The following is a 26657-nucleotide window of genomic DNA, read 5'->3' as shown; positions in this document are numbered from 1 at the left end:
TCGACGGCGAGATGTCCATCGCCTCGGCGGCCTCTTTCCGACTCTCGCCATTCTGTCGCCGATACAGCGCTTCAGCCTGCCGCTCGCTGAGTGACGTGCGGCTGGCCTGCTGGATCCATTCTTCGCGGTTCATTGTTCAAGGGAGATCGTCGCCATGCCCTTGCGGCCGTCGGTGTCGGACAGCACTAGCGTAGTGCCGTCCATCGTGACCTCGTCAACGTAGTCGAAGTGGCCTTTCGACATATCGCCCAGCACGACGTCGGCCCAGCCCTCGATGTATTCGGCGTCGTCTTCTGCAGGATCGTCGTTGCTGGACAGCGTCAGTTCGTGAACGGTCTCGACGCTGACCTTCGTGCCGATCTCTCGAACTTTCCAGTCGGCTTCTTTCTGATTCATCGCTGAGTTGCTGTCGTGTCGGGACGCGCGGACCAGGAGGCCGGACTCGCCGTCGACGAGGATTGCTGAGTGGACATCGTCCATCGTATCCAGCACGGATGCGGCCACGAGCTGCGTCTTGGGCGGCTGCTCTTGCTCGGGGTGGGCTGGCTTGATAGACTGCCCGAGTTCGCCAGGGACGCGAGCGACAAGCATCGGGTCGATGCGGTCGCCCTCGATGAGCTCCGTTGCGTCGACATCGTCGGTGAATCGTTTCGTTTCGGCTCGGCCGCCGTCGGCAGACATCATTTGGCTCATTGCATTTCATTCTATGCAAGGTAGCCACTTAATACTTTGCATAGATATTTGTGCAAACTGGGGTTAAGTTACTCTGCGTCGTACCCCCACTCCCGCAGCTGGTCAGCGACGGCGTCCAGATTAGCGAGGCCGACGAGATACGCGGCTTCACGGAGGTCGGCTTTGTTGACCGACTCATCAATATCGACATCTCGCAACGCGGCCTGCTCTTCATCGAGGGTCGACTGCTGCAAATGGAGCTGGACAGTGCGGGCCCGGCCGTCGGTAATGCCGTTCCGGGCGTAGATCCACGGCAGGCTCGACGTCGTCGGCGTCCCACCAACATCCTCACCGCCCTGGGCGGACACCTCCGAATCACTCATCGCCGGCGTGTCGTTGCTGTCTCCGTCGTCCTCAGTGTTACTCCCGAGTGGATCGTCGTCACTTGCACCGCTCTTGAAGCCCGTCATGCTGGCTCCTCCATTGCGCCGGGCTCGGGCGGACTCGGTGCCTCGATACCGGCTTCGGCCTCGAGGAACCGGGCAAGTCGGTCAAACTGAGCGAGCGTCTCGACCTCGTAATCGCGGCGGGGGCTGCGATGCTCTTGGACGTAGCGGAACGCCGAGCACTGTTGCTTCCAGCAGCCCTCCATGAGCGACGTCCGGTCGCCGATGATCTCCGGCGTGGCGAACTCGATGTCCCCGAGCATCTCGCGCTGGTCGCTCGTGTTCTTGACCCCGTTCGGGACGGCGCCGAGGACGCCGACGTCAATGTTGAGCTGGTCAGCAAAGTTCGTCGCGAGCTCCGCGAGGCCCTCGACGCTGGCCTGCCCCTTCCAGCTGGGCTCGACCGGGATGACGAGGTTGCGCGTGGCGTAGATCGCGTTGTACAGGTGGTCCGACTCGGTCGCCGGTGGGTCACAGATGAGCACATCGTAGTCGTCGCCGACACCGGCGTCGCGAAGGACACGCTGTAGCTGCGCGTAGATGTTGTACGCGTCACCGAGGTCCTCGGCTTTTGCTTGCTCGCGAGAGAGGTGGTCCGAGAGGTCCGAGAGCATGTTGTGTTCTGGGACGACGTCGACGCCTTCCGTGGCCCGGACGAGGTCCTCGAACGGGCCCCGAGGGCTGTTGACCATGTGCCGGACGAGGTTGTCTGCGCTGCTGTCAGCGCGGTCGTCGTCGACGCCCAGGAGCCTGGAGAGGTCGCCATCCTGGGGGTCGAGCGGGACGGTCAAGACATCGAGGCCCGCCCGAGCGTGCGCAACGGCGAGGTTCGCCGTCAGCGACGTCTTGCCGACGCCGCCGGCTTCGGAGTACACGGTGTAACTCAGCATGGATGCGTCTGTGTCTTTCTGAGATAAGTAACTACGTCAGACAACTAATCTAAGACACTTGTCTAAGACAGTTGCCTAAGACACTAATCTAAGATTCTTAGATAAGATGCTAACCAACAGTGGGCGGAGAAAGGCGCGGCGTGTTGGTTAGCAGAAATCTTCGAGAGTTGTGTTCGGCGAGTTATCGCAGTAGGGCCGCGGGCAGTCGCCTTCATCATACATCGCCGCGTCGAACTGCTCGAAGCACTCGTCACACATCCAGTATTCGTCCGCATCAGCGACGTTCATGCCGACCCTCCTGCGAACTCCGCGAGGTCGGCCTGGTGGTCGGCCTCACCGACGACCTCGAACACCGGCGGGCCCAGGAACTCTTCACCGTAGCGGCAGAACACTTCGCCATCGCGAGCGACGAGTTCGTTCTGGAACTTCGACTGCCAGTCGTCCCGCGTGAGGTCCGTCCCTGGATCGGCGTAGGCCACCGACCAGGTTGCGATCCCACAGGACCGCGTCTCTGTCACTCTCGCGACCTTGCCCTCGCGGTCGCCCGGCAGTTTGATTCGGTCGCCACGCTGGACGAGCTCGTCGACGGCGTCGGTCGAGCGTGGATACCACGGCCGCCAGGACTCGCTGTCAAACGAGAGTGGTTCCTGGGGACCGACGCTGCCCATGTAGACGTGATGGGTTGACCGCTGGTCGCGGGCCCGATCGGCCCTGAGTTCCGTGCAGTGTGCGCCACAGGATCCGACATGGTAGGTGTCCTGCTCGCGACGCCGGCGATGCAGGTGTGTGTTGGCGGCGTCTTCGGCGACCCGCAGCGTCGGGAACAGGCCAGCCCACTCGCAGCGACTCGAGTTACAGCTGACGTGGTGGGCCCAGTCGGTGTCGCGGAGCGTCCCGCGCGGGAGTGGATCGTCGACGATGATGTCGGAGTGGTCAGTGATCTCCACGGTTGCCCTCCTGGCCAGTGGCCGTGTGTACTGAGCAGTTGTCAGCAAGCGAATCGGGGTCAAAGTAATCAAACTCAACCCCATCGAAAACGCCGTCGTCATCGCGGACCAGACTGCACGGAATATTCTCGGAATGGACCAGTTCTTGAGCCATTGATTCCGCAAGCTGACGGGGGTTATCGTTGAAGAACGCCACCTCCACAGTACCGCCTTCAACGACGTAGCACTCGTCAGGCCAGTGGTAGGTGAGAAACCCAGCGACTGACTGGCTTAGATGGGACCGCGGGTCAAGCACCGAGCTACCTCGGTCAGTTCCGCTCATTGCTCCGACTTACCTCCCGTTTCGGCGGTGGCGTTTTCGTGTTGCCAGCTCCCGTCGACGTACTCGATGGGATTACATTCCGGACAGAACTGGGGCCGCTCGTTCGGCGGGCAGTAGACCGAATGGCCGCAGTTGAACTGGTGGTTGTGACAGACCTTGTTTGACCCGTCGTCTTCCCATTCCCAAGCGTAGCCCTCCGGCGGCTCGCCTTCCTCGTGGCAAATCCGGTGTCGGAAGGTCTCGTCGTCGTTGCTCTTGAAGTAGCCGGCATCGAACGTGTCGATGACACAGCCACAAATGTCGCACTCCTCGTACTGGTCACTCGTTTCGGCATCACTCACCGGCAGGTAGCGGTTGACCCAGTCCCGGAGATCTTCGGCGAGGGCGTCGTTGTCCGTTTCGGCAGCGTAGGTGCGGAGCGCCTCACGAGCAGCTGGGTCGTCGGCGGGCTCGAGCACGAACGCGCCGAGAACTGGTTCGCCGTCCTCGTCCTGGACGTCGTACTTCTCGTAGAGGCCTTTGCTGTCACCCATCGGCGAACCTCCCGAGACCGTGCTGCCCGAGGTCACGACTCTCCTGTTGCTCTCGGCGCTGGTTCTGACAGGACTTGCACAGCCACTCGCCGGCCAGCGTCAGCTCCGATGTGTCGGCCCCGCAGCGGGAGCAGTCACCCGGCGCGGCGCAGTCGACACACAGCGTTTCACCGTCGAACTCGCGGACGACGGCGCCGCGGGACGTGACGCCGCACTGCTCGCACTCACTAGGCATCGTTGTCCTCCAGGTGTTCTTCGAGTCGCTTTTTCGCGGGGATCACCGGCGCAATCATGTCGCCGGGGACGACCGTGATGTCGACACCGTAGACAGCTTCGACCGGGTCTCCAAACGCACAGCGTGTGTAGATACCGGCCTTGAGGTGGGTCTCGACACCGACCACGATCTCGTCGATCACCCAGTACTGCGAGCGCTCGTCGATAGCAGCGCGAATATCCTGGTACGCCTGCTGCGCCGCGTCACGTTCGACTTCGATTTCATGTGCGTCGATGGGCTTGTAGTCGCGCAGTTCGTGCCCGGACTCTACAGCTGCAGTCGTTTCTTCGTCAAACCGTTTGTAGGAGAACGTCAGCACAGGGGGCAAGTCCTCGGCCGGGAAGTCCTTAGCCACTCAGCATCGCCTCCTTCGCTTCCTGGATCCGCTGGAACTCCTCGCGATCGCCGTCGTCGTTGTCGGGGTGGACGTTCGCCGACAATCGGCGGGCGACGGCCTCGACAACGTCGTCGGAGGCATCCTCTGCGACGCCTAAGACCTCGTGCGGTGGTTGCGTCGACGCGACCCCCGTGCCGTCGCCGGCGACGATGACGTCCTCGTTCCCGCTGGGCAGCTGCGCTGTCGCGAACTCGTCCTGGCCAGTGTGGACAGGCCGGTTGTTCATCTTCCGCTTCTCGGCGATGTAGAGCCCGATGGCCCGCACGTTGTCCCGGAGGTCGTCGTACTGGTCGGCGGCGACGGCGTACTGCTCGCCATCCATCGTCCAGCGAACGACAGCGCCGGGATCGTTTGGGCTCACGTCGGCGTAGGGCCGGCCGTCCTTCTTTCGGTGTTGGGCGGCCGTCGAGAGCCGCCAGTCGTCGACGCCGAGTCTGTCCTCGAGTTCGGTCTCGATATCGTTGATCGCCTGCGCGAGCGTGACCGAGAACTTCGACGTGCGTTCGCGGCGCTGCGTTCGCTCAGCCCAGTGGGGCCAGTCTATCTCCCCGCCGGTGCGGTCAGTCTTGCTGGGCATCACTGTCCTCCCGTGGATCTTCCACGAGCCGATGCAGGCCCGTACTCTCGTGCACGTACTCGATAGCTTCGGCTGTCCGAAGTTTGTCCAGCCGCTTCGTTACGGTCGCTCGTGATTTGCCGGTCATGTCCACGAGCGCACCGGTCGTGAGATTCCCCTCCTCGACGAAGAGGTCCAGCATCTCGTCCATCAAGGGATCGACCCGTAGTGCCATTTCCTGGTTCATTCATACGCCTCGTTCATAGTTCTCGCGCACACAACTTGTATCTACTGGTCGTATATGCTGGTAGATTAAACGGGTCGTTAACTATAAGTATATGGCAGTAGTAACACTATACGTGAAGCGGGACACCGGCGATTCGTCGCAGAACACGATGGCCGGGACGTGCGGGAACACGTCCGACCGCTTCCGCACTGGAAGCATGAGTCAATCAATTCGCACCGGCAATCAAACTGCCGGCACGGACCGAGTTTGGAAGTGGATCGACCAGTCAGACAATCCGCAGATCATCCCAGAGACGTGGGCCGACAACGCCGCCCGCGAAGATGCCGCCGCTGACGAAGAGCGGTACTTCGCTGTCGAGGCACGCGCCGGCCTCCAGCTGGAGTTCGACACCAACGACCGCGGCCAAGCAACCGGCGTCGCCAACCGCGAGCGGCCAGCCATCCGGACGCTGTTCGTCACCGCCGACGGCGGTCGCGCTGTTGTTGTCGAGTCCCAGGCCGCCGGCGACGGTGACAGTGTGACGCCGCTCTCGGACTGGGCGGCCGTCATCTCGCGGCCGGAAGGTCACGGAGACATCATCGACGCCGAAGCTCGCGATGCGTACCGCGCCGTCGTTCGCGATCTCTACCCCGAGGAGGTCGAGGCCTGATGAGCGAGCTTGTTGACGCGCTGGCCGAACGCGGCTTCGAAGAGGTCCAAGACGCTGGGCTACCGGGCGGCTGGGCGACCGACGGTGAGTGGACGGTCGCCATCCGCAGCCGGATGACGGGCGTCGGTGGCATCGACCACGAGGTCCGCATCTACGACTGCGAAGCGGGCCTGATCTCGATCGGGACTTCGCCGGTTGGTCGTGGCTATGGGTCGAGCCACGACCTCGCGGTGAGAGAGGCGCTTGAAGATGCGGGCTACATGGAGGGTGGCGAATGACGGACGCCCGCATTCGCACGGGCGACGTCGTCATCGACCTCGTCGAGCGCGGGAAGATGGTCGTCGTCGGAAAGGCCGCACACTCCGTCGACGCCCACCGACAGACCGAGAGCTACGACATCAGCGAGTACAAGAGCCACCCGCTGCTGGACGTCAGCGACACGGAAGCCGTGTGGACGTGTGTCTACCTGCCGGACAAGCCGTCGACGGAGTTCTCCGGGACCTACGACTTCCCCGAGAGCCGGCTCGCTCGCGTCCCGGTCGAGGAAGCGAACCAGGACCTTCGGCGCACCCAGGAGCGTCAGGCCGTCTCGATGCTGGAGACGCTGTTCGCGCAGGCACTTGATGACCACGTCTGGGAAGAGGTGACGACCATCGCCGAGCGAGCGCTCCCCGAGGAAATCGTCGACGAAGCGCGGGAACTCGCTGATGTAGAGCGGACTGTCGCGTCGGAGGGCGGTGACTGATGGCCGCCGCAGCGAGTGTCGACATCGAAGCGCTGGCCCAGCTGGACGATCGCGATGTCGCAGCGCTGACCGAGCACATGGACATCTACGCCGACGACCCGGCGACACGGGACGAGCAGGTGGCTGTCTACAACAAGGGCACGCGGTACATCGCCGACCCCGGCACGGGCGTGTGTGACTGCCCGGATATGCTGCATCGCCGACCCGGCGGTGGGTGCAAGCATCTGCGAGCCATCTGGTTTGCTCGCGGAGACAAGCAGGTTCCTGCCGGCGTCGACCGGACCGCGTTGGCAGAACACATCGATAACGGGGTGTCCAGATGACGGACCCATCGGAGGCGATCATCGTTCGCCGGACGCCCGCCGGCGGGAACCCGCGTCGGGATCGCTACGAACCCCGCAGCGACGGCCGCTATGATCACGTCGAGGAAGAGTGGACTGGGTGTGCCTGGCGGCCCGTCGGCCGGCAGATCGTCGACAGCGTTGTCGTCGTCCAGGAGGTCGACGCCTGATGAGCGTTCAGTACGGTGAGGGCCTGGTCGACCACGCCCACGTCGAGATCACGCCGCTGTCGACCGCGGCAGTCGGGGTCTACGTTCCTGTCCCGAAGACCGAGCGGCTGTGTCTCGTCCAGTGGTCCCGCGCCGGCGGCGTCGACATCGACCTGCGGCATGTCGGCGGTGATGACTAATGGCGGGCGAAGCGATCCGGAGTTTCGCCGCGCCCGACACTGAATTCGAGCTGGTCCAGAGCGACACACCAGTCGACGTCGACGGCCACAAGCTCGGAGAGCCGACCGGCGAGGTTCGGTGTGCTGAGTGTGGGCGGACGGCTGGCTGTGTCGACTACATCCCGCATACCCCGAACTGCTCACAGTCGAATGTCCACTCGCGCTGGTGGGTTGAGAGCCACGGCTGCGGACATCAGCGCTAACATACACTCGTTTTCTCCCCGGAATCTGGGTAGCAACCAAGGGTTTAATCCCCATCCCAACAACAATACGTCACAGGACCCACACGTCCTGCCGCGTCGCCGCGTCGGCGTCGCGATCGGGCTCTGCCCGTCACTGCAAGCGGACTGAAACGTCCGTATTCGTCAAACGACATCGGCCGTCTGATTAGGGCCAGTGGGCCGATGTCGTTTTTACCGATACAATTAACCATGAGATGCATCACACCCCGCAGAATGTCTTAACCAACAGCAAGCCACGATAGGGCCGGTCGTTGGTTAAGCTATGAATACCCCCAGTTTTATTTCGATATAGTGACCAGATAGCCACATCGCCGCCATGTCTGAGACACCCGACGGGCCGCTGTGGATCTGCGCGAGCTGCGGGGCCCGCCACGACAGTAATGACCCTCCCTGTCGAGAGTGCGCTAGTGAGCAGTTCGCCAAGCTCGAGCCCTCCGAGACAGAGCGACTCGACTCGACGAACCGAGTGACGTGGATCTGCCAGGACTGCGGGACCAGCTCGCCGCGGAACAACTCGGCCTGCCGTGAATGTGGTGGGTTCAACTACGTTAAAATCGACACCGACAGCGCGACCGCCGGCTACGACGGCAGCGATGTCCCGGATGAACCTGCCGGCGACTCCAACCGAAAGCGCGACTACTACATCGGCGTCGTGCTGGGTGTTGTCGGGGTCCTCGTGTTCCCGTACTTTTTCTTCCTGCTCGCACTGCCAGAGGCACTGATCCATCTGACCGGGCGGTCCTTACAGGACGTGCTCGGCGGCGACGCTCGCGACAATCCATTTCTGTCTGGCTCGATGCTCATCATGCGCTGGTTCGGCAACTTCCTTATCCTCACGTTCATCCTAGGGTTCCTTCTAGGGCTGCTGTTCATCTTCAGCTGAGGAGACTAACCAACACTCGGCGGCTTCTGCGTGTGATTGTTGGTTAGCGTATGCCTCCACGAAACGCACGAAACCACCCCCTGTTGCTTATATAGCACATCCGAGTACTATCCAATTACTAATGCTCTCCTCCAGACATGTGTTGGACGAGGAGCGGGTCCCCGACGAAGACCTCGTCGTTCATCGCCGTGACGAGCTTGATCGGTTGATGTCGGCGCTGCGGCCAGTCCCGTGGCCGACGGATCTGATGTATCTCATCGGCCCGACGGGCACGGGCAAGACGATGCTTTCGAAGCTGGCCTTCGACCTCCTCGAGCAGGACGGCGAGATGCCAGAGTTCGAGAGTGCGTACGTGAACTGCTGGCGGCACGACGAGCGGCGGGATATCCTGCTGCAGACGGTCGACCAACTCTGCCGAGCCCCAGTCCACGAGTCATCTACCGGCCGCTCGGAGCTGATATCGCACCTGGAGAACGACCCAGGCCATCCGCAGTATCTTGTCCTCGACGAGGTCGACCAGCTGCACGACAAAGACGTCCTCTATGATTTGCACAGCGTCCCAGTCAATCTAATCTTGGTCGCAAACCGGGAGGAAGACCTGTTTAGGGGGATGGCCGACCGACTCAAGAGCCGGCTGAGTGTCGGCCGGCGAATCGAATGCGGAGCCTATGCCGATCGGGAGGTCGCATCGATCCTCAGCAAGCGCGCCGAATACGTCCTCGGTCGGTCGGGCTCGCGGTGGGACGAGAAAGACATGATGCACATCGCCGAGCACTGTGACGGTGACGCTCGGGTGGGTATCCGGACGCTGCGAATCGCCGTCGAAGAGGATGGGGAGGTCCCCGACGACGTTGTCGAACGGATCCTCCCCCAGGCCCGGGACCGACTACGCCAGAAGAGCCGCGACCAGCTCACCGACCACCAGGAGGCTGTCCTCTGTGCCGTCGAGGAGTCCGGCCCGATCACGACCAACGACGTGATGGATCACTACCGCGACCGCGTCGACGACGCTCGGACGAAACGAACCGTCCAGACCTATTTATCGAAGCTAGAGCAGTACAACCACGTCGAGCGGAGCGGGCCAGAGAACAAGCCCGAGTGGGCTGCCGTCGAGTACGAAACGGTCTAATCGCCAGACGGCGCGGCGCGAAGTTCGCGAAACACCTCCCCTTTCGTTTTGAAGAGTGGTCTCGTCAGTAGTGCTGTATGGAAGAGTACCGCATCAGGGCGGGGAGGGTCGCGTAAAATGTCGTCAGTCAGCCGTCGCCGGAGGCTTCGAATCCTTCGACGTCAAGTTCAAGTTTCCCTCAAGCCACTCGCGCATCAGTTCTTGAACGACCTCGGACCTGGTCGTATCAAGGTCCATCTCTCCGGAGCGGCGCTTTTCGTCTATCTTGGCATCAAACTCATCGAGCAACTCGTCAGGGATACTGACACTCGGTTTCGCCATCTTAGTAGCACAATCGCACTGTGCCACATTAAGCGGAGCCCCATGCGCACTACCGCACCGTGGCACTGTGCGAAAGACCTAATAGACGACAGGCCGCACTGTAGCACAGTGGCACAGATCACCCTATGAAACGACCAAGCATCTCACTTCCCGACTGGATGGTCGAGCAGATCGAAGAGCGTCGGGAAAAGGGGACGAACCGGTCTGAGTACATCCGGGAATCTCTCGAAGCCCGTTTCGACATGGAGGACAACGGGAGTTGGGAGTCTGATCCAGCGGATGTCGATGAAGCAGAGCAAGTCGCGGACTGACGAGACGTAGAGGCACAGCTCGCCAATCAACGAACCCGGCCTGCCCCACCAGGCCGAGAAATCGAGACCACATGCACACCCACGCGCCACACCCACATAGTAAAACGGTATTTTACGGCAGTAAGGGCTGCCTACTGGCTGGGTATCGTAGCTTACTGGCGTGTGTCCTGCAGTGGTCTCAGCCCGCGAGCCTGTCTACGCACACGGACTCCAACCTACCAAAGCCGAGTCCGTGCACGCAGGGCAGTCTCGATTGTGGCTTTAGCTCCGAATCGAGACCACGATGTCAAACACACACGATACTCAAAACGATACCGACACGCAGAGTACCGACCAGCGAACCACGACGACCGTCATCTACGACGCCATCGAGACGCTCGGCGGCGACCGCGAAGAGGCTCCGGTCGGGATGGTCGTCACGCGCGCAGTCACGACCAGCCCCTACACGCTGCCGGACGTCCTCGACGAGATCAACCGACTCATCGTCAACGGTGAGCTCTACTCGCCGCAGGACGTGACGATCCGGCCGACGGAGCCCGCGGTCATGGCCGACGGGGGACAACTAACTGCCGACGGCACGCTCCAACTCACCGACGACGGGATTGAACTGCCCGAGTGGCTCCGCGGTCACACCGGTTCGTTCACGATTCAGACGGGCAACATCGACGGCGAGTACGAAACCACAGACACCGGCCTGCCGGACGAGCAGTTTTACGATGGGCCAATCGCGGCGATGCCCGAGGGTGGCGACTACAACCCACACATCCCCGACGGCCACATGGTCATCACCGCTCCTGGGGAGCCGGAGTGGTGTTACGAGATCGTCGAGGAACGCTCAGACGAGCCAGAAGCAGTCGCCGACGGCGGCGCCGTCCCGGCCCACGACGGTGGCGACCTGACGCGCTTCCAGTTCGAGATTCTCTTTCAGCTGGCCGAGGCGCGTGACTGTGCCGACTACGGGCTCGGCATCAAGGAACGGCTCGAAGCGTACTACGAGGAGGAAGTCAACCACGGCCGCCTGTACCCGAACCTCGACACGCTCGTCGAGATGGATCTTGTCGAAAAGAGCGAACTCGACAAGCGAACCAACGAGTACGCGCTGACCGAGGCGGGGAAGGACCTGCTGTGGAAACGGTCCCGGCGACACTCCGAGGCCGTCAGCGCGACCCGCGAGACGGTCGACGGGCTCACCGATCACGGCGCGGCGGCAGTCATCGAGGGGCTACTGACCGAGGTTGAGCCGGCGCTCGATGAGGCCGAGCGAGACGAGCTCGGCCAGGTCATCGACCATCTTCGCAGCGGCGACGGGAGCGACGACATCCCGGTCATCGCCGAGGAGGGTGATGCCTGATGGCGACCACGGCACAGCAGTCGTTCGTTCTCAACGCGCTAGAGCTGGACGGCGTCGATGTCAGCCAGACCGACGACGGCGAGATCACCGCTGCGCGCGACCTCGCGAACGACCGCGTCGAACTGGATGACGTGCTGGACCTCGCCGACGAGCACGACCTGCAGGTCCGCAACGTCATCACGGACATGCAGAGCGCCGAAACTCGTGTCGTTCTGGACGGGGGGCCGGCATGAGCGCCGCCACCGATCCCGAGGCAGCCCGCGGAGAGCTCGAGCCCGACGACGTTGTCGGGAACGCTCTCTGTGATTTGCTGCTGGAAGCTCCCGACCCGGCAGTCATCCGGACGCTGAACTATCACGGCGACTGGGCCGAGGCCGTCCCGCAGTGGACGGACTTTCGCCAGACGCTGGACTCTTGCCAGGACGTCGTCGCCCGGTTCCCCGCGCCGGACGACCACGGCAACACCGTGCTGGTCCGGGCCAGCAACGAGGTCGGTCGCTACGAACGCATCGCCGTCGACGGTGACACGACGCTGGGCCACGTCGCCGAAGCCTCAGCGGACCTCATCGAGTCACTGGTCGAGTCCCGCGGAGGGCCGGAGTTGGTTCCGTTCGACGACGTGCAGTCGCACTTTCTCAACGGTGATCTTCCATGACGGGCTGGGGCGGGGGCAACCCCAACGCAGCCGAGAATGGGCCTGAAGACGGCTACGAGAAGCCCAAACGGACCTGTCCGAAGTGTGGCGATGACTTTGGGAACCTGCCACCGCATATGCGCGCCTGTTCGGGCGATGATGGAGGGGAGTCGCGATGAGCGACAACATCTGCCCGGTCTGTGATGCACGCAGTACCGAGTGTTTCCGCTGCTCGGAGTGCGGGAAGCTGTTCGACGATGATGACAGTGGACGGACGGACTCGATGCTCGGAGGGAACCGATGACGTTCAACGCCATCGTCACGGCCGACCGGCTGGTCGACTTCCTCGAGCCAGTCTCGGCGCTCGTCGATGAGTGCAAACTCCATCTCGGCGTGGACGGGCTGCGCATCGCTGCGGTCGACCCGGCGAACGTCGCGATGGTCGAAGCCACGCTGGACGCGGGTGGGTTCGAGTCCTACGAGAGCGACGGAGGAGTGATCGGCCTCAACCTCAACGCCTTCGAAGATGTGCTGGCGCTTGCGGACAGTGGCGATCTCGTTCACCTCGAACTCGATGAACAGGTCCGGAAGCTGGACATCCGATTCGGGTCGGTCGACTATACGCAGGCGCTGATCAATCCCCAGTCGGTCCGGCAAGAGCCGGACCTGCCGTCGATTGACTGGCTCGCAACGGCCGTCGCGACCGGGAAGCAACTGGACCAGGCAGTCACCGCAGCGGATCTTGTCGATGACCACATCCAGCTAGTCAGCGACGGGCCGGAGCGAGCGCTCGCGACCGACGCCGATGGCGATACTGATGACGTCCAGGTCGAGTACGACCGTGACGACCTCGTCAGCGCAAGCCCTGGCGACGGGCGCGTGTCGTCGATGTTCTCGCTAGACTACGTGAGTAGTATTGTCGGGACGATGGACGCCGACGCTGAAGTCACGGTGCGGCTGGCCAACGAGATGCCGGCGGAGCTGTCGTGGGCCCACTCCGAAGGACAGGCCTCGGCGACCGTGTTGATCAGTCCTCGGATCGCGGGAGGTGAGTGACGATGGCGAGTAGCTGGGGGAACGTCGACACGGACATCTACGTCGACGAAGCCGGTCTCCCGGACCTGCCCGAGTGTAAGGTCGCGGCGACTGCCGACCCAGCAGGTCTCATCCGGTTCGACGTGACCGAGGGCTACGCTGACTCGCTGCTGGAGCAGGTCGGTTCAACGCTGGACAATCACGACGGCGACGGCCTGGTCGACATCCGCTTTATCATGGACCAGGCAGCCTACGCATCGTTCACCAACGGCCAGCGGCAGTTGCTCGAAGCCGATGGGATCGCCTGCAAACAGATCCTGCCCGAGCACGACCAACCCGACATCTCGGTGACTGTGCTGGTCAACGAGTCACAGATGCAGACGTCGCTACAGCGCAACCAGCGCGCGCTCATGATGGGCAGCCGGCAACAGCTGTACGGGCAAGAGTTTGGCGTCTCCGAGAACGGTGCTCGGTTGCTGGTGACGCAACTGGCAGCTGCACTCGCCGGCGAGGACGATCCGCTAGAAGTAGCAACTGCGACAGTGGGTGATCGCGATGCCGAGTGACGGCGACATCATCCTTGAGGGTAGCCGCAACCACATCGAGTCCGGGCTGGGGCAGTACATCCCGCTGTGTGGGGCGAACCTCGATCCCGCCGACGTCGACCGCGTGCCGTACGAGACCAGCGACGAAGGCTGGGAGCAGTCTCACGAGTTGTTCTGCTTCGACTGTCATTCAGTCTCGAACCGCCGGGCTGTCGAGGGCAACGGAGGTGCGTTGTCGTGAGCCTTCTAGACGGTTACGTCGACCGAGCGGCTGCCCGCGTCCAAGAGTACGGCGAGGATCCACGGATGGCCGTGTCGGTCGTCGTCGACGATGCGCTCGCAGCGGATCAGCGCGAGGTCGTGCTCGAGCGTGTCCAAGAGCAGGTCACGGTCCCGGTCGCAGACGGCGGCTCGTCTGCCCTCGATACCGACATCGAAGACATCGGCGTCGCGGACGGCGAGTCCTGGGCCGAGGCCGCCGAACGTCTTCGCGATGACGAGCGGTGTCCAGCCTGCGGCGCCGAAGGAGACCTGAAAGAGACGCTCGCGCCAGGTCAGCGACGCTGTTCGACGCCAATCGAACGGTGTGCTGTCCTCACGTTCATGGAGGGTCCTCGCGATGACTGAAGTAGAACTCGCGAAAGCGACGGTCTACGGACTGGGGCTCGGTCGCCGATCACGACACGCACGCCTGACGGTTAGTTGGACTGACCGAACGCCTCAAGGGATCGTCGTCAAGCACGAGCTACAGCGTCGGACGGATCACGCCGGTCTTGAGTGGCGCGAGGAAGAGGTTGTTGTCGTCAACCCAGCCGAGACGCGCGACGATGTCATCGTCGAACCAAGCTACTCGGAGTTTCCTGACGACCGTGTCGTCTGTCGCTGGCACGACAAAGCCCAGCGGGCCTACGTCGCCCACGAATCTCGTGAGGAGCGGTCGGGCTGGGACGAGATCCGGGCCTGGGAGATCCATCCTGTTACCGGCGTCGAGCAGACTGCCGGCGATCCCGTTCCTGATGGTGGTGTCACGATGCCGACCTGCGGGACAGACGGGTGCGACATTGAGTGCCCCGGCCTCGATGATGGCTGGGAACAGCACAACGGGACGCTCCGGTGCGCGGACTGTTGGAGTTACCAAGAGCGGCACGGGCACTGGCCCGACGAAGACGTGAAGATCTGCGTCGAGTGCCGCCTCGACCAGGGCAAGGTCAAGCACGACTGCGAGGAGTCGTTCGCTGACTTCGTCATCGTCGACGAGGGTGGCGAGTGTCCGGTCTGTGACATCGCCGTCGAGGGTGGTGAGCAGTGATGTGCGCCGCTCGGCAGCTGGGCGGCGGACAGTTCCGCGACCAGGACGGCCAGATCGTCCGGAAGTCCCACCCGCGAGAGATGTGGGACCAGCGCTGCGACCCGGAGTGGGAAGGTGCAAATCTTCGTGCCATGTGGCGCGAAGCCGAGACCGTCGTCTACGCCGGCCTCGAGGAGTCGTACTACCGCTACCACGAGGCCTCCGGGATGATGCTGGTCGCTCGGTGGGGCATGATCCAGACAGCCTACCGACTCGACACGGATCCGAGATACCGACAAGAAGCTGTCAGGTCGCAACTGGAGGGCGATCACTGATGTCTGACGCGACTAGCGGTTTTAAGTCGGCGCGTACGCAATCCGGTAGACAGAGCAAGGACTACGAGAGAGCAACACACCTGAGAATGGGACGCCGTCCCAGCCTCGAACCCGTTGGCGCGGGAATCGGCTGGGACGTCCGTGACTGTAGCGTCTTATTCTCGACTGATGGTCTTAAGCGTTCCCCCAGAGCCCCCGCTCTACGCAGCGGACCGTCTGTCGTCGCCTTCGGGCGTCGGGTCTCTCCGAACACGATGGCAGCAAGCACGCACACCGCAGTTGACAGTCAGCAGCACAGCATCCAAACCAACGACGTCCGCCTGACGACGATGCAGTGTCCCGTCGACGGGACGCAACTGTCCGACAGGCATCGCGATGGCGACCACGTCGAGTGTCCGGCCTGCCGTGGTCGGTACGATATCGCGGAGGTGATCGTCCATGTCTGAGGCCGCCGACGCCGATGTCGAGAACCAGCGCGCGTTCAAGGCCTGGGCGGACAAGCTCGGTCGCTCCAGTGCGACGCTGGCTCCCGAGGTCTCTGCCGAGGTCCTGGCCCAAGAGTTCGGCCGCCTCGATGAGCACCGTCGCGATGAGATGTGTTCGTCGGCGGTGATGATCGCCTTCGATGACGGCTACGACGAGATCTCCCTGGAGCACTTCCAGGAGGCCTACGAGGAGACCGCTCCGGAAGACGATGGCGAGGACAGTTCGGAGGCCGTCCAGGAGGCCCCGCCGGAGCCCCATCCCGAGCCCACGCAGGAGACCCAGACCGACGAGGGGCCAGCGGAGCCAGAGATTTACGACGAGGACAACGACGACGTCGAGGCCACCGTCACGGAGTCCCAGAACAACGACGCCGGCGACGATGATGATCAGGACGGCGAGGAGGGCAAGCCGGTCTCCGAGATGTCTCATGCAGAGCTGGCCGAGGAGGTCGAGGACCTTCGCGAGACTGTCGACGAACTGGAGTCGATGGTCAGGGATTCGAACGGACTGGTGAAGGCCGTCCGCAAGCAGATGGCGATGCAGAGCCAGCTGTTGGTCGGCACGGAGACCGTGCAAGACGCCGGCATCGATCCAGAAGGAGTGCTGAACCACCATCAACGGCTCTCCGAAGTCGAGGAGCAACTCCAGGAGCAGGGCGACCAGATCCAGATGGTCAGGGTCGACGGCGGTGGCAGTCCGGACGATCCCGACAGCCGGGCCCAGCGCATTCGGCAGACGCTGTACAACAAGGCAAAGCAACACAGCGAGGGGAAGGCCGAGATGGACAGAGACGACGTCGACTCACGGCTCGGTGGCGGTCTACACCGTGACACTGTCCTCGGCGCGATGAAGCGAGCCGCGGATGGCTACGAGGCAGAGGACGACGAACGGTCCTACACCTCGATCAACGGCAGCAGTGACCTGCAGCCAGTGGACTCGATCACGTTCTCCGTCGGGGAAGGCCGGGGCAACGCTTCGAAGGTCGTGATGAACCTCTCCGATGCGACGGGTGCAGAGATTCGTCAAAATCTGACGACGAAAGATACCGAGGAGGCCCACTGAAGATGCCCCCTACCTCCAACTGGATCCCACCGCCGTTGCAGTAGAGTGCAAGTGCGGTTGCGTTAGGCGGTGTTAGTGTTGTATCGCTAGTCGTGAGTAAACTCGCTCAAATCTCGCTCATCTCTATAGAGCGAGTTTAGTCACAGTGCGACGGGCAATATCGTTCGTCGTCAGATTGTGACGAATAGGAAGCCACCATCCGATGCACAACCATTCCGACGAATCCGACGAGGTAGACGCTGAACGTCGATACAATCGCGTCCTCTCGACAATCTACCACCAGACCAGTCCGATGCAGCGGCCAGGTGTCACACTCGGGACGCTCTGCCTCACGCTCGTGGCGCACGGGTCGTACGAACGGGCCGGGGTCAAGGCGTCACTCCAGGCAGCCCTCGACAACGACGACGTGATTGCGTATCGCGATGATGAACAAGAGCTCCGGTTCACACGGCTCACCGAGGACAGTGTCGAACGGCTGGTTCTGGAGTATCCCGAGGTCGCCGACCACGATACCATTCGAGAGTACCGGGAGGATCCATGACGCACGTCCAGTCTGTTCCTGATGTGGCTATCCTCGAGGCAGTCCACGAGGCCCTGGACAACGGCGATCGCCTCGCACTCCAGGGCGGCCCTCGTCCTACGCACGTCGCACAGCACTGCGAGCTCCAACCGGAGTCGGCGCGAAAGCGCCTTGATGCACTCGTCGAGCAGGGCACACTCGTGCAGGTGTGGGGGGCCGACACCGACCAGCCAGGGTTTCCGGGCCGGGTCGGCTACCTGCCAGCTGGCCATCCCGACGCAACGTCACCGTTCACACTCCCGACCGACCAGTGACCTCGCACCGTGGGGTCGGCAGAACGACTCGCTCGGGGATGACCTCGATTCGAAGTCGCGTACAGCCCCACGGGAGGACATTGCTGGCCGGGCCGAGTGGAACAGAGTTGCGTTTATATCGCTGGAGAATCGTATCAAAGATAGCGTACCACACCGGCGTCGGGGCGAGTTACCGCGGTGACCCTCGGCGACGAGCCACTAGTCCTGCGACTCTTCTAATTCATGTCCCAATCAATTGACACAGCAACAGCGACGGCAGCGCCACTCCCACGCAACCCGGCCCGGTCTGGAGCCCACGCGCTGCGGTGGTTCGAGACCATGATCTGGCACGATCACGCCGTCTGCTCCGAGTGTTTCGCCCGACTCAAGCGGTCAGACATCGCCGAGCGTGACCACTGGGGCAACGAAGACGCCATGTCCTGGCGCACCGAGTCGGCTGTCCTCGGTGAGGACCTCATCGAGCCGCCGGCGTCGGTCGCGAACTGTGCGCTCATGCCCGAGTCGAAAACGACCTGTGCCGAGTGTGGCTCGGTCCGTGGCCTGTCCCAGTCAGAGACGCTGTCGACGAGCGAGGCGATCGACCGCGTGCCAGCCCTCGCCGCCCGGCTCCAGGAGGCCGGCTACCACGTCGACACGCGTCGCATCTACGCCGCCGTCGAGCATCTCAAAGGCCTCGACGACTACACGGCCGACGACAAGCAGATTTTCGCGACGGCCGCAGCGCTGGGAGTCCAGCGATGAGCGTCCGCGAGTCGACGCCGGACCGCGTCGCCGTCGAGACACTCCAGGGCGACATCCGTGCTGGGCCTGTCGTCGACGAGCTCGTCGAGGCCGATGTTCACGACATCCAGCGCGTATTCCGTGTTGATCTCGATGGCACCGTCATCCGTGTCCCGGAGGACGACGCCGGCATCCCTGATGACGCAGTGACTGCCACGCGGCAGTAGACGAGGGGATGCATCGTTCGTCAACCGGCCGGCCTCCATCTCGGGTGTCACACCGCCGGCCGCCCTGCCCGGTTCTGGAGCGCTCGTCCCCCCAACACCACTTCACGAGCGCGGGGTTCGACTCCCCGACCGGGCCTATGATCCAGTACAGTAGCCGACAACCGACCAAGCCTGGGGTTGGGGCCCACGATGCATCATGAGCCACTCAAAGCCTCGGACTCTGCCTTGGTACGTTCCAGACGGACTGGTCGACGACTACTGCGAGATTGCCCGGTCTGGTGGTGACCTCCGGATGCTGAAGACACTCAAAATACTTCGGAGCATCCTCGTCAACGCCGGCATCATCGGCATCGCGCTATCGGCGCTGTTTCTCACCAACGCCGACGCGACCATCACTACCGTCTTGGGCATCGTCACGCTCGGCCTTTACAACGGCATCGAGGTGGCCGACTACGCCGCTCTCGCAGCCGCCTTTGCTGAGGTTCGAGCACAGCAAGCGGAGGAGGGGGAGAAGTGACGATGTCTCGCACCCGTACCATCCGCACCGTCGTCGCCGGTGCTGTCATCGTCGCGTTCCAGGCCATCTGGGCCGCGATGCTCTGGACCGACCGCGAGCTTGACACGCTTATCCTGCTGCTGGGTGCTGCCATCCTCTTTGGCGCTGGATACTACCTCTGGGATGACGCGATGGGCGAGGGCGTCGACGCCGCACAGGAGCTGCAGAATGGCGGCGGTGAGGATGAGGGCGAGAACTGAGAGTGCTATTTAAAGTACAAGTACAGTCGCGCAATGCCGCGACAGTTTTAGACTTATGAGTACACGACAACGTCGGGTCACGCTGGCCCTCAAGTGGCACCACCTGGACAACCTCAGCGTCGAGGAGATCCAGGAGCGCTTCGAGCAGGAGGGCATCGGCTCGTACGTCCAGTCGACCATCCGTGACTACCTCAACGACGAGGTCGCTGAGGAGGTCATCGAGCAGATCGAGAAGGAGCATGCGAACGTCCGCCTCCAAATCGCCGAGCGTGAGGAGCGGATGTTCCAGCGGGCTCGGGATGCCGAGGCCGACGCCACCGAAGACGAACCCATCGTCCGCGTCGTTCCGAAGACCGACGCTGTCGATACGGACCGGGAGCAGCCGATGTCCTGGCCCGAGTGGGAGATCGTCGACGCCGGCGACGAGGACTACCCCGACTGGGCGACCGAGCGCGACATCATCATTCGATTCACCGACGCGACCACACAGGTCCGCCCCGGCGAAGAGTACCCGCTGCGTGCCGTCGACGGTTCGCCAAGATACACCAAAGAGTTCGACGGCCTCCGACGGGATCAGGACGACCTCAAGGGACAGGCCATGGCCCGCAGCGAACAGTCGAAGCACCTCGAGGCCAAGGGCGAAGCGCTGGGCGTCTTCAAGGACCGCGTCGAACTGGAGGGCTCACTAGAGACGGACTCGACCGTCGCCGTCGACGACGAGACCAAGGCGGCGTTGCGGGAGGCCCTGCGTGCCCGGTACGACCAGGAGGACACTGATGAGTAGCACGTCCGACCAGCACGACCTCGACCCGGAGCGCCAGGCCGAGCAGATATGGCGGGAGTTCGAAGACCCAGCTGTCCAACGCGATGTCCTGAACCCCTTCGACGGCTGCCCGTGGGACGTCTACTTCAACCGGCTGACCGAGGGATACATGGCCGCCGAACGGGACGGCCACGTGCCGATCGGCGACGTCCACGTCCACTGGGCCAAGCAGTTCGCCAGCGACAACAACATCGGGATGCTGGCCCACCGCGACTCACTGAAGACGACGGCGTCGCTGGGCTACATCATCGCCTGCCTGGAATACCAGCCCGGCTTCCTGGCCCACTGGATCACCAACACCCAGGGGCAGGCGCACAAGAAGGCCGACACGGAGTTCTGGAAGATCGTCGAGCGGAACCCGTGGCTGGTCAACCTCAACAAGCCACCCGAACAGGACACCAAGGAGGTGAAGATCTGGCCCAACGGCTCCGGGTTGTTCGCCGGCTGGCTGTTCGGGGCGATCGAGGGTGACCGCTCCCACCAGCTGGTCCTCGACGACGTCATCAAAGAGCGCGGCGATGGCGACACTGAAGAGATCCTCCAGTGGATCGAGGGCGTCACTGTTCCGATGGTCAAGGACTCTGGGACGACCGCCGTCATCGGGACCCGGAAGCGGCCCGACGATATCTACTCGCACCTCATCGACCGCGACGCCTACGACTTCACCGAGTACCCAGCAGTCCTCGAGGAATGGGACAGGGAGTTCCGCGAAGACGACACGTGGCGAGCCCGCCGGCCGCCCGAGGACCTCTACACTGAAGTCGATGGGCGACCGCTCGTCGACGACGAGGTCCATGTCTTGTGGCCAGAGGCTCGGGGCCCCGAGTACCTGGCCGACAAGTACGACCAGATGAGCCCGCACCTGTTCTGGCGGGAGTTCTGCATGGTCATTCGCGGGGCGTCGGGGAACCTCATCGACCAAGAGGACGTCAACCGCCTCGTCGACGACGGCGGCTGTTCCATCCGAGGGCAGGAGCCGCCACATCGCCTCACGCCCGGCGCCGGCGAGGCGACCATCGTCGCCCACGACCCGGCCCAGTCTCCGTCTGGTGACAACGCGGCGTTCGTCGCCTTCCGTGTCGGTCGCGATGGACGACGTCGTCTTCTCGACGCCCATGCTGACACGGGGATGCAGCCCTCGGAGGTGAAGGCACAGCTCGCCGACTTGGACGACCGCTACGACCCGGCGGTGATCGTCATCGAGTCCAACGGGATGCAGCAGTACGTCGCCAACGACGCCCTCGAGTTCTCGGCATCGCTGCGGAGTAAGGTCACGGGCATCCCGACGACGGGCAACAAACACAGCTGGGAAAATGGTATCCCGCGACTCCGTCGGCTCGTCGAGAACGGCGGGATCCAGTTCTACCGTGGCCACTCGGGGACCGAGGACTTCATCCAGGCCGCGATGTCCCTGTCACTCTCCGACGGGAAGCTGCAGGGTCACACGCCAGACCTGATCGCTGGATGGTACATGGCCGAGCAGGGCATCCGCCGCCTCGAAGGAATGGGTGCGCTCGAGGATGACGCCGGTGACGATGACGACTCTGGAGTGAGCTACCTATGACATCAGACGACACCACCAAGGTCAACGTCGAGGGGATCGGCGGCGACACGACGCTGTCGAAAGCCGCGAACAGCCAGCAACTCTCGGACAGCCGGATCCACTCGGTCGGCCACGGCGTCAAGCCGCCGTACAACCCCGATCGGCTGGCCTCGTTCCTCGAACTCAACGAGACCCACGCCACGGCGGTCCGCAAAAAGTCTCGGTACGAGGTCGGCTTCGGGTTCGAGCTCGCCACGCACGCGGACGTCGACATCGACGACGCCGACGACCAGGAGCGCGAGGTCGCTCGGTCGTTCTGGCGAGGCCCCGATTCGCGCTGGGAGACCGGTCCCCACCAGTCCGCTGAACCCACGACGCCGGAGGAGGTGAAGGAACTCGCTCGGCAGGACTACCACTCCGTCGGGTGGTGCGCTCTGGAGATCCTGACCGACAGAGAGGGACGACCGGTCGGGTTGGCCCACGTGCCAGCGAACACGATCCGGGTCCGGAAGCCACAGTCGCGTTTCGACCAGCCGCGCCACCCCGAGACGGGCAACTTCGTCGACACCGACATCGGACACTACGCCTCTCGAGGCTACGTCCAGGAGCGCGATGGCCGCCGGCGCTACTTCGGCGAGGCGGGCGACCGCCACAGAGGCCAGGAGGTAACCATCCTCGGTGGTGAAGAGGCCCGAGTCACCTACACCGACGACGACACCGACAAGGAGCCCATCTTCGTCGACCGGGAGACGGGCGAGGTCGCCATCGGCGACGCCGGCGCGCTCGACAACGAGCCTGCAAACGAGCTCATCTTCATCCGGAACCCGTCGCCGATCGAGCAGGACTACGGCGTGCCGGACTGGGTGAGTGCGATCCGGACCATCGGCGCTGACGAGGCGGCGAAAGACTACAACCGGGCGTTCTTCGACAACGACACGATTCCCCGGTTCGTCATCAAGGTGACCGGCGGGGAGCTGTCCGAGGAGAGCAAGAACGACCTCCGGCAGATGCTCCACGGGCTACGAGAGGAGAGCCACCGGGCGGTCATCCTCGAGGTCGAGAAGTTCTTCGACGGCATGGACGACGACGTCGAAATCGAACTGGAGCCGCTGGGCCAGGGCATCAGCGAGGAGATGGACTTCCGGCTGTTCCGGGAGAAGAACGAACACGAGATCGCCAAGGTGCATGAAGTGCCGCCTATCCTCATCGGCGTCACCGAGACATCGAACCGGGCCAACTCCCAGGAACAGGTCGCGGACTTCGCGAACAACGTCGTCGCGCCGGAGCAGCACAAGTTCGCACAGCGCCTGTATCGCCTCATCCATCAAGAGTACCTCGGCGTCACCGACTGGACCATCGAGTACGAGCTGCGCGGGGCCGACCGGCCGGGTGAGGATGCAAAGGTCGCCCGGCGAAAGATCCAGGCCGTCCGGGGGGCCATCCCGGTCAACCGGGCCCTGGAGATGATCGGCGAGGAGCCGCTACCCGACGACCACCCCGTCGACGGTCGGACGCTGCTCGCGAACGTCGGCCAGGATGAACCAGCGCAGCCAGTCGGCGACGCCGTCGAACAGACCAGAGCCAAGGACGCCCCTCCGCCAGGTAACAAGCTCTACGAGCGCGACTGGAGCGAGGTTGAGGCCGACCTCGTCACAAAGGATCCCATCGAGCAGACGCAGTTCGACAGCTCGAACCTGGATGAGGGGCTGTACGACTTCGGCGAGCAGGAGCTCTTCATTTCGTTCGAGCGCGAGGACGGGACGGACTCGCTGTACGCCTACGTCGACGTACCGGCGTCGGAGTGGGCAGGGCTCGTCAACGCATCGAGTCACGGCTCGTACCACTACGACAACATCCGGCTGGAGTACCCGTACGTGGAGATCACCAACTTCCACGACCGGCTGCCCGAGGGGCCCGAGCCGGATCCCGAGGATGTCCCCGACGACGTCCCGGCCTAGGCGACACACGACCGATGACCCAGGGAGCGCCCGACTCCCCTGTGCGAGGTTCGACCGGGTGACAACGGATTCTCGACATGACTGACAAGAACGCAGAGCGCGGCGAGAAGCGCGGCGTCCTCTCGACCGGTCGAGCCAAAAGCCTCGACAAGACAAAGGACGCCGACGCTGACGCCGCCGATGACGATGATGATGAGGGCTGACCCGTGCCGCCTGTAACAAAGGCCGGCGGGGACGCCTTCCGCAAAGAGGTAGAGTTCGTCACGAAGGACGACGACGAACAGGTCGCCGCCGGCATCGTGATGGTGCCGGACAAGGCGGACCTGCAGCACGACTTCGCCCGCGAGGAGACCATCCAGGCGTTTGCCGACGAGTTCGGCGCGCTCATGGAGTCGGGCAGCGCCGACGGCGGCATCATGCACGCTGCATGGCCGTCGGAGTGGATGGCCCTCGAACGCAACGAGGTCCTCGACGAGGCCGAAGACATCGGCGGCCAGACCGTCGAGGCCGGCGCGTGGGTGCAAGAGTGGCGCATCGAGGATGCCGGCACTTGGGGACTCGTCGAAGACGGTGTCTACGGGGGCTACTCCATCGGCGCGAAGGGCGTCGAATGGGCTGGTCCATACGTCGCCGGCGAAGACGACGCCGTCGACGACGTCGCCGTCCCTGACCAGCTCCCCGATGACGCGATGGTCTGGGAGCTCACCGACGGCATCATCCGCGAGGTGTCGGCGGTGGACATCCCGGCCGTCCCCGATGCGGAGATCCTCGAGACGAAGGCCGATGCCGAGAAGCGGCTCGCCGAGCACCTCGGGGACCGCGACGCCTTCATCGACGAGGCGATGGAACGCGGCCACTCGGAGGACGACGCCGAGCGGATGTGGGACAACCTGACCCGTGCGCTCGAAGAGGAGGGCGCCGGCGATCCCGGCAAGCAGTCGATGTTCGCGAAGGCTGGCAGGGCGTTCCTCTCGGCGCTCACTGGAGACGAGTCGAAGTCGGCGACCGATGCAAGCGACGCCGACGGCGACCAGACCAGCAAAGAGGGTCGGACCCTCTCGAAGGGCAACCGCGACTCCATCATGGCGTCCATCGACGCCGGGCTCGATGTCCTCGAAGACGCCGGCGTCGACCACGAGATGACGCGGTTCACAGACCAGGACGACGTCAACTTCGACCTCTCGGAGCACGACGCGCGTGCCTGGTCGTTCGACGAAGACGGCGAAGACGACGAAGGCGACGGCGATGACCAGGACGACAAGCACGCCGCCGGCGGCGACACGCCGGCCGATGATGGCAGCACGACCGCTGCCGACGACATGTCTGACGACACTGACACTGACAACAGCGACAAGTCTCTCGCCGAGCAGAACGCCGAACAGATCAACGAACTGACCGACGCCGTCAAGGGCCTTACCGAGGCCGTCGACGGCGACGGCGGAAGCGACCCGGATGCCGACAAGACCGCCGAAGTCGAACTCCCCAGTGGGGAAGTCGTCGAGGTCTCGAAGAGCGAAGTCGACGGCTGGTTCGAAGACGACGCCGGCACTGAGAAGAACGCCGGCAGCGAGGAGGTCACGAAGGCCGACATCGAAGCGCTCCACGCTCGGCTCGACGCGATCTCCCGCGAGGCCCCTGGCAGCCAGCAGCTCGACCGCGGCTCCAGCGAGGGCGACGACGGCGACCGACTGAGCGACCTGGGCAAGGCCCTTTCCTGAGGTGACTATAGATGAGTACTAACACCATCGACGCAGTTCGCACGCAGAACCAAGTCGCCGGCGGCGTCAACAAGGACGTTGACCTCGCCTCGCTGGACAACTTTCAGCTTCCGCGCGACGTCACTGAAGAGTTCCTCGAACGGGCCCAGAAGGAGGTCACCATCCTCGACATGGCTGACACGATGGCCCTCGAGCGCCTGGAGATGGACGTCCCGATGTTCGGCGTCCCGCAGCTGTCCGGATCCACGCGGGCCGAGGAAGGGTCCCGAACCAGCAACTCCGGTAACGAGGACGGAGACGTCGCCTTCAACGCGACCGACAAGAGCTACTACATCCTCGTCGAGCCCAAGCGCGACGCGCTCAAGAACACTCACTACGGGCCCGACCAGTTCGGCGACTACATCGTCGACCAGTTCATCGAGCGCTGGTTCAACGACGTCGGCTTGATCGGCATGCGGGCCAACGCCGACAGCGGCAACCTCGACTCGTTCGCCGGCTTCACGGCTGGGGACAACACCTGGAACGGCTGGATCGCCATCGCTGAAGGCGAGGACACCGCATCCGACCGGATGGGGCTGGAGGACACTGCCGCCGGCGAGGTCGACACCATGCCGGTGTACGACCAGGCCAACGCCACGCCGGACACGCAGATGTTCAACGAATCGCTGCTCAACCTGGACAGTCGGTACCGCGACCCCGACAACAGCGTGTTCGTCATGAACCCGGACAAGGTCCAGGAGTACGTCTTCTCGCTCACTGAGCGCGAGGATCCGCTGGGCTCGGCAGTCATCTTCGGCGACTCCGACATCACGCCGTTCGAGTACGACGTTGTCGGCGTCAACGGCTGGCCCGAGTCGTACGGGATGCTCACCGACCCCGACAACCTGGCGTTCGGTGTGTACGAAGAGATGGAGCTCGACCAGACCACGGACACGGACAAGGTCCACGAGAACCGGCTCCACTCGCGCAACTGGCTGGAAGGGCAGTTCGACTTCCAGATCAAGCAGCTCCAGGGTGGCGTCCTCATCGAGAACATCGCCTGAGGTAAC

At 63.5% G+C, this 26657-nt stretch carries 45 protein-coding genes and 1 pseudogene; 34 read left to right on the top strand and 12 right to left on the bottom strand.

The annotated features are described in order from the left end of the window. Positions 1-129: 129 nt before the first annotated feature. The 11 genes from VI340_RS19455 to VI340_RS19405 all read right to left on the bottom strand — a co-directional run bounded on the left by VI340_RS19455 (position 130) and on the right by VI340_RS19405 (position 5284). A complete protein-coding gene (locus VI340_RS19455) occupies positions 130-693 on the bottom strand; it encodes a hypothetical protein (RefSeq protein ID WP_336359039.1) in 564 nt (187 codons plus the stop codon). A 68-nt stretch (positions 694-761) separates the two neighbouring features. Beyond that, positions 762-1142, bottom strand: coding sequence for a hypothetical protein (locus VI340_RS19450; protein WP_336359038.1), 381 nt, complete (start codon positions 1140-1142; stop codon positions 762-764). After that, positions 1139-2008 (bottom strand): ParA family protein, encoded by an 870-nt coding sequence (locus VI340_RS19445; protein WP_336359037.1) that lies wholly within the window; start codon positions 2006-2008, stop codon positions 1139-1141. Before VI340_RS19445 ends, VI340_RS19450 begins: the two co-directional genes overlap by 4 nt. Positions 2009-2155: 147 nt before the next feature. After that, positions 2156-2296 carry a hypothetical protein gene (locus tag VI340_RS19440; protein ID WP_336359036.1) on the bottom strand — a complete coding sequence of 47 codons (141 nt, stop codon included), beginning with the start codon at positions 2294-2296 and terminating at the stop codon, positions 2156-2158. Next, complete coding sequence (locus VI340_RS19435; protein ID WP_336359035.1) at positions 2293-2955, bottom strand: hypothetical protein; 663 nt, start codon at positions 2953-2955, stop codon at positions 2293-2295. Before VI340_RS19435 ends, VI340_RS19440 begins: the two co-directional genes overlap by 4 nt. Beyond that, positions 2942-3277 carry a hypothetical protein gene (locus VI340_RS19430; protein WP_336359034.1) on the bottom strand — a complete coding sequence of 112 codons (336 nt, stop codon included), beginning with the start codon at positions 3275-3277 and terminating at the stop codon, positions 2942-2944. The genes VI340_RS19435 and VI340_RS19430 overlap by 14 nt, the downstream gene beginning before the upstream one ends. After that, positions 3274-3810 (bottom strand): hypothetical protein, encoded by a 537-nt coding sequence (locus tag VI340_RS19425; protein WP_336359033.1) that lies wholly within the window; start codon positions 3808-3810, stop codon positions 3274-3276. Before VI340_RS19425 ends, VI340_RS19430 begins: the two co-directional genes overlap by 4 nt. Next, positions 3803-4045, bottom strand: a complete 243-nt coding sequence (locus VI340_RS19420) for a hypothetical protein (protein WP_336359032.1) — start codon at positions 4043-4045, stop codon at positions 3803-3805. The genes VI340_RS19425 and VI340_RS19420 overlap by 8 nt, the downstream gene beginning before the upstream one ends. After that, entirely contained in the window at positions 4038-4439 is a 402-nt protein-coding gene (locus tag VI340_RS19415) for a hypothetical protein (protein WP_336359031.1), read from the bottom strand. The genes VI340_RS19420 and VI340_RS19415 overlap by 8 nt, the downstream gene beginning before the upstream one ends. Beyond that, a complete protein-coding gene (locus VI340_RS19410; protein ID WP_336359030.1) occupies positions 4432-5058 on the bottom strand; it encodes a DnaJ domain-containing protein in 627 nt (208 codons plus the stop codon). Before VI340_RS19410 ends, VI340_RS19415 begins: the two co-directional genes overlap by 8 nt. Beyond that, a complete protein-coding gene (locus VI340_RS19405; RefSeq protein ID WP_336359029.1) occupies positions 5042-5284 on the bottom strand; it encodes a hypothetical protein in 243 nt (80 codons plus the stop codon). The genes VI340_RS19410 and VI340_RS19405 overlap by 17 nt, the downstream gene beginning before the upstream one ends. Before the next feature lie 91 nt (positions 5285-5375). Here VI340_RS19405 and VI340_RS19400 point away from each other — a divergent pair, with 91 nt between their 5' ends. From VI340_RS19400 to VI340_RS19360, 9 genes are all read left to right on the top strand, one after another. After that, positions 5376-5933: a hypothetical protein gene (locus tag VI340_RS19400; RefSeq protein WP_336359028.1), complete on the top strand. Its 558-nt coding sequence runs from the start codon at positions 5376-5378 to the stop codon at positions 5931-5933. After that, entirely contained in the window at positions 5933-6211 is a 279-nt protein-coding gene (locus VI340_RS19395; RefSeq protein WP_336359027.1) for a hypothetical protein, read from the top strand. The genes VI340_RS19400 and VI340_RS19395 overlap by 1 nt, the downstream gene beginning before the upstream one ends. Beyond that, on the top strand, positions 6208-6678 hold the full coding sequence (locus tag VI340_RS19390; RefSeq protein ID WP_336359026.1) for a hypothetical protein: 471 nt from the start codon (positions 6208-6210) through the stop codon (positions 6676-6678). The genes VI340_RS19395 and VI340_RS19390 overlap by 4 nt, the downstream gene beginning before the upstream one ends. Beyond that, the gene (locus VI340_RS19385; protein WP_336359025.1) at positions 6678-7001 is read left to right on the top strand and encodes a hypothetical protein; all 324 of its coding nucleotides are present in this window, start codon (positions 6678-6680) and stop codon (positions 6999-7001) included. Before VI340_RS19390 ends, VI340_RS19385 begins: the two co-directional genes overlap by 1 nt. Beyond that, positions 6998-7189 carry a hypothetical protein gene (locus VI340_RS19380; RefSeq protein WP_336359024.1) on the top strand — a complete coding sequence of 64 codons (192 nt, stop codon included), beginning with the start codon at positions 6998-7000 and terminating at the stop codon, positions 7187-7189. Before VI340_RS19385 ends, VI340_RS19380 begins: the two co-directional genes overlap by 4 nt. Then, positions 7189-7368, top strand: a complete 180-nt coding sequence (locus VI340_RS19375) for a hypothetical protein (protein ID WP_336359023.1) — start codon at positions 7189-7191, stop codon at positions 7366-7368. Before VI340_RS19380 ends, VI340_RS19375 begins: the two co-directional genes overlap by 1 nt. Continuing rightward, positions 7368-7610 carry a hypothetical protein gene (locus VI340_RS19370; protein ID WP_336359022.1) on the top strand — a complete coding sequence of 81 codons (243 nt, stop codon included), beginning with the start codon at positions 7368-7370 and terminating at the stop codon, positions 7608-7610. The genes VI340_RS19375 and VI340_RS19370 overlap by 1 nt, the downstream gene beginning before the upstream one ends. Positions 7611-7965: 355 nt before the next feature. Then, a complete protein-coding gene (locus VI340_RS19365) occupies positions 7966-8532 on the top strand; it encodes a hypothetical protein (protein WP_336359021.1) in 567 nt (188 codons plus the stop codon). Between the two features lie 121 nt (positions 8533-8653). Further along, entirely contained in the window at positions 8654-9661 is a 1008-nt protein-coding gene (locus VI340_RS19360; protein WP_336359020.1) for a Cdc6/Cdc18 family protein, read from the top strand. A 123-nt stretch (positions 9662-9784) separates the two neighbouring features. On the opposite strand, the gene VI340_RS19355 is transcribed toward VI340_RS19360, so the two are convergent. Continuing rightward, entirely contained in the window at positions 9785-9982 is a 198-nt protein-coding gene (locus VI340_RS19355; protein WP_336359019.1) for a CopG family ribbon-helix-helix protein, read from the bottom strand. Between the two features lie 125 nt (positions 9983-10107). Here VI340_RS19355 and VI340_RS19350 point away from each other — a divergent pair, with 125 nt between their 5' ends. The 25 genes and pseudogenes from VI340_RS19350 (at position 10108) to VI340_RS19230 (ending at position 26651) form a co-directional block, all read left to right on the top strand. Beyond that, the gene (locus VI340_RS19350; RefSeq protein WP_336359018.1) at positions 10108-10293 is read left to right on the top strand and encodes a ribbon-helix-helix domain-containing protein; all 186 of its coding nucleotides are present in this window, start codon (positions 10108-10110) and stop codon (positions 10291-10293) included. A 778-nt stretch (positions 10294-11071) separates the two neighbouring features. After that, positions 11072-11413, top strand: a pseudogene (locus VI340_RS19345) (helix-turn-helix transcriptional regulator); the annotation flags it as partial. A 230-nt stretch (positions 11414-11643) separates the two neighbouring features. Then, positions 11644-11877: a hypothetical protein gene (locus VI340_RS19340; RefSeq protein WP_336359017.1), complete on the top strand. Its 234-nt coding sequence runs from the start codon at positions 11644-11646 to the stop codon at positions 11875-11877. Beyond that, complete coding sequence (locus tag VI340_RS19335; RefSeq protein ID WP_336359016.1) at positions 11874-12299, top strand: hypothetical protein; 426 nt, start codon at positions 11874-11876, stop codon at positions 12297-12299. The genes VI340_RS19340 and VI340_RS19335 overlap by 4 nt, the downstream gene beginning before the upstream one ends. Before the next feature lie 154 nt (positions 12300-12453). Beyond that, entirely contained in the window at positions 12454-12582 is a 129-nt protein-coding gene (locus tag VI340_RS19330; RefSeq protein WP_336359015.1) for a hypothetical protein, read from the top strand. Beyond that, entirely contained in the window at positions 12579-13334 is a 756-nt protein-coding gene (locus tag VI340_RS19325) for a DNA polymerase sliding clamp (protein ID WP_336359014.1), read from the top strand. Before VI340_RS19330 ends, VI340_RS19325 begins: the two co-directional genes overlap by 4 nt. A 2-nt stretch (positions 13335-13336) precedes the next feature. Beyond that, positions 13337-13879 (top strand): hypothetical protein, encoded by a 543-nt coding sequence (locus tag VI340_RS19320; protein WP_336359013.1) that lies wholly within the window; start codon positions 13337-13339, stop codon positions 13877-13879. Beyond that, the gene (locus tag VI340_RS19315; protein ID WP_311241403.1) at positions 13869-14099 is read left to right on the top strand and encodes a hypothetical protein; all 231 of its coding nucleotides are present in this window, start codon (positions 13869-13871) and stop codon (positions 14097-14099) included. Before VI340_RS19320 ends, VI340_RS19315 begins: the two co-directional genes overlap by 11 nt. Beyond that, complete coding sequence (locus tag VI340_RS19310; RefSeq protein WP_336359012.1) at positions 14096-14485, top strand: hypothetical protein; 390 nt, start codon at positions 14096-14098, stop codon at positions 14483-14485. The genes VI340_RS19315 and VI340_RS19310 overlap by 4 nt, the downstream gene beginning before the upstream one ends. Continuing rightward, a complete protein-coding gene (locus VI340_RS19305) occupies positions 14478-15167 on the top strand; it encodes a hypothetical protein (RefSeq protein WP_336359011.1) in 690 nt (229 codons plus the stop codon). The genes VI340_RS19310 and VI340_RS19305 overlap by 8 nt, the downstream gene beginning before the upstream one ends. Next, on the top strand, positions 15167-15481 hold the full coding sequence (locus VI340_RS19300; RefSeq protein WP_336359010.1) for a hypothetical protein: 315 nt from the start codon (positions 15167-15169) through the stop codon (positions 15479-15481). Before VI340_RS19305 ends, VI340_RS19300 begins: the two co-directional genes overlap by 1 nt. A 254-nt stretch (positions 15482-15735) precedes the next feature. Beyond that, positions 15736-15927, top strand: coding sequence for a hypothetical protein (locus VI340_RS19295; RefSeq protein WP_336359009.1), 192 nt, complete (start codon positions 15736-15738; stop codon positions 15925-15927). Beyond that, entirely contained in the window at positions 15920-17029 is a 1110-nt protein-coding gene (locus VI340_RS19290; protein WP_336359008.1) for a hypothetical protein, read from the top strand. The genes VI340_RS19295 and VI340_RS19290 overlap by 8 nt, the downstream gene beginning before the upstream one ends. A gap of 202 nt (positions 17030-17231) precedes the next feature. Further along, entirely contained in the window at positions 17232-17570 is a 339-nt protein-coding gene (locus tag VI340_RS19285) for a hypothetical protein (protein ID WP_336359007.1), read from the top strand. Continuing rightward, positions 17567-17863, top strand: a complete 297-nt coding sequence (locus tag VI340_RS19280; protein WP_336359006.1) for a hypothetical protein — start codon at positions 17567-17569, stop codon at positions 17861-17863. The genes VI340_RS19285 and VI340_RS19280 overlap by 4 nt, the downstream gene beginning before the upstream one ends. A gap of 318 nt (positions 17864-18181) precedes the next feature. Next, a complete protein-coding gene (locus VI340_RS19275; protein WP_336359005.1) occupies positions 18182-18604 on the top strand; it encodes a hypothetical protein in 423 nt (140 codons plus the stop codon). Further along, the gene (locus tag VI340_RS19270) at positions 18601-18810 is read left to right on the top strand and encodes a hypothetical protein (protein ID WP_336359004.1); all 210 of its coding nucleotides are present in this window, start codon (positions 18601-18603) and stop codon (positions 18808-18810) included. Before VI340_RS19275 ends, VI340_RS19270 begins: the two co-directional genes overlap by 4 nt. 196 nt (positions 18811-19006) lie before the next feature. Then, the gene (locus VI340_RS19265) at positions 19007-19327 is read left to right on the top strand and encodes a hypothetical protein (RefSeq protein ID WP_336359003.1); all 321 of its coding nucleotides are present in this window, start codon (positions 19007-19009) and stop codon (positions 19325-19327) included. 2 nt (positions 19328-19329) lie between these two features. Further along, positions 19330-19566, top strand: a complete 237-nt coding sequence (locus VI340_RS19260) for a hypothetical protein (RefSeq protein WP_336359002.1) — start codon at positions 19330-19332, stop codon at positions 19564-19566. A gap of 55 nt (positions 19567-19621) precedes the next feature. After that, positions 19622-20350, top strand: coding sequence for a hypothetical protein (locus tag VI340_RS19255; RefSeq protein ID WP_336359001.1), 729 nt, complete (start codon positions 19622-19624; stop codon positions 20348-20350). Then, the gene (locus VI340_RS19250; protein ID WP_336359000.1) at positions 20343-21953 is read left to right on the top strand and encodes a phage terminase large subunit family protein; all 1611 of its coding nucleotides are present in this window, start codon (positions 20343-20345) and stop codon (positions 21951-21953) included. Before VI340_RS19255 ends, VI340_RS19250 begins: the two co-directional genes overlap by 8 nt. Further along, entirely contained in the window at positions 21950-23890 is a 1941-nt protein-coding gene (locus tag VI340_RS19245; RefSeq protein ID WP_336358999.1) for a phage portal protein, read from the top strand. Before VI340_RS19250 ends, VI340_RS19245 begins: the two co-directional genes overlap by 4 nt. Positions 23891-23967: 77 nt before the next feature. Next, on the top strand, positions 23968-24093 hold the full coding sequence (locus VI340_RS19240; RefSeq protein WP_336358998.1) for a hypothetical protein: 126 nt from the start codon (positions 23968-23970) through the stop codon (positions 24091-24093). 3 nt (positions 24094-24096) lie between these two features. Further along, a complete protein-coding gene (locus tag VI340_RS19235; RefSeq protein WP_336358997.1) occupies positions 24097-25608 on the top strand; it encodes an XkdF-like putative serine protease domain-containing protein in 1512 nt (503 codons plus the stop codon). 11 nt (positions 25609-25619) lie between these two features. Continuing rightward, complete coding sequence (locus VI340_RS19230; RefSeq protein ID WP_336358996.1) at positions 25620-26651, top strand: hypothetical protein; 1032 nt, start codon at positions 25620-25622, stop codon at positions 26649-26651. Positions 26652-26657: the final 6 nt, after the last annotated feature.

The organism is Haloarcula sp. CGMCC 1.6347 (assembly GCF_037078395.1).
GTDB lineage: Archaea > Halobacteriota > Halobacteria > Halobacteriales > Haloarculaceae > Haloarcula > Haloarcula amylolytica.
The sequence above is the reverse complement of the archived record's forward strand: the minus strand, read 5'-3'. Positions and strand labels throughout refer to the sequence as shown.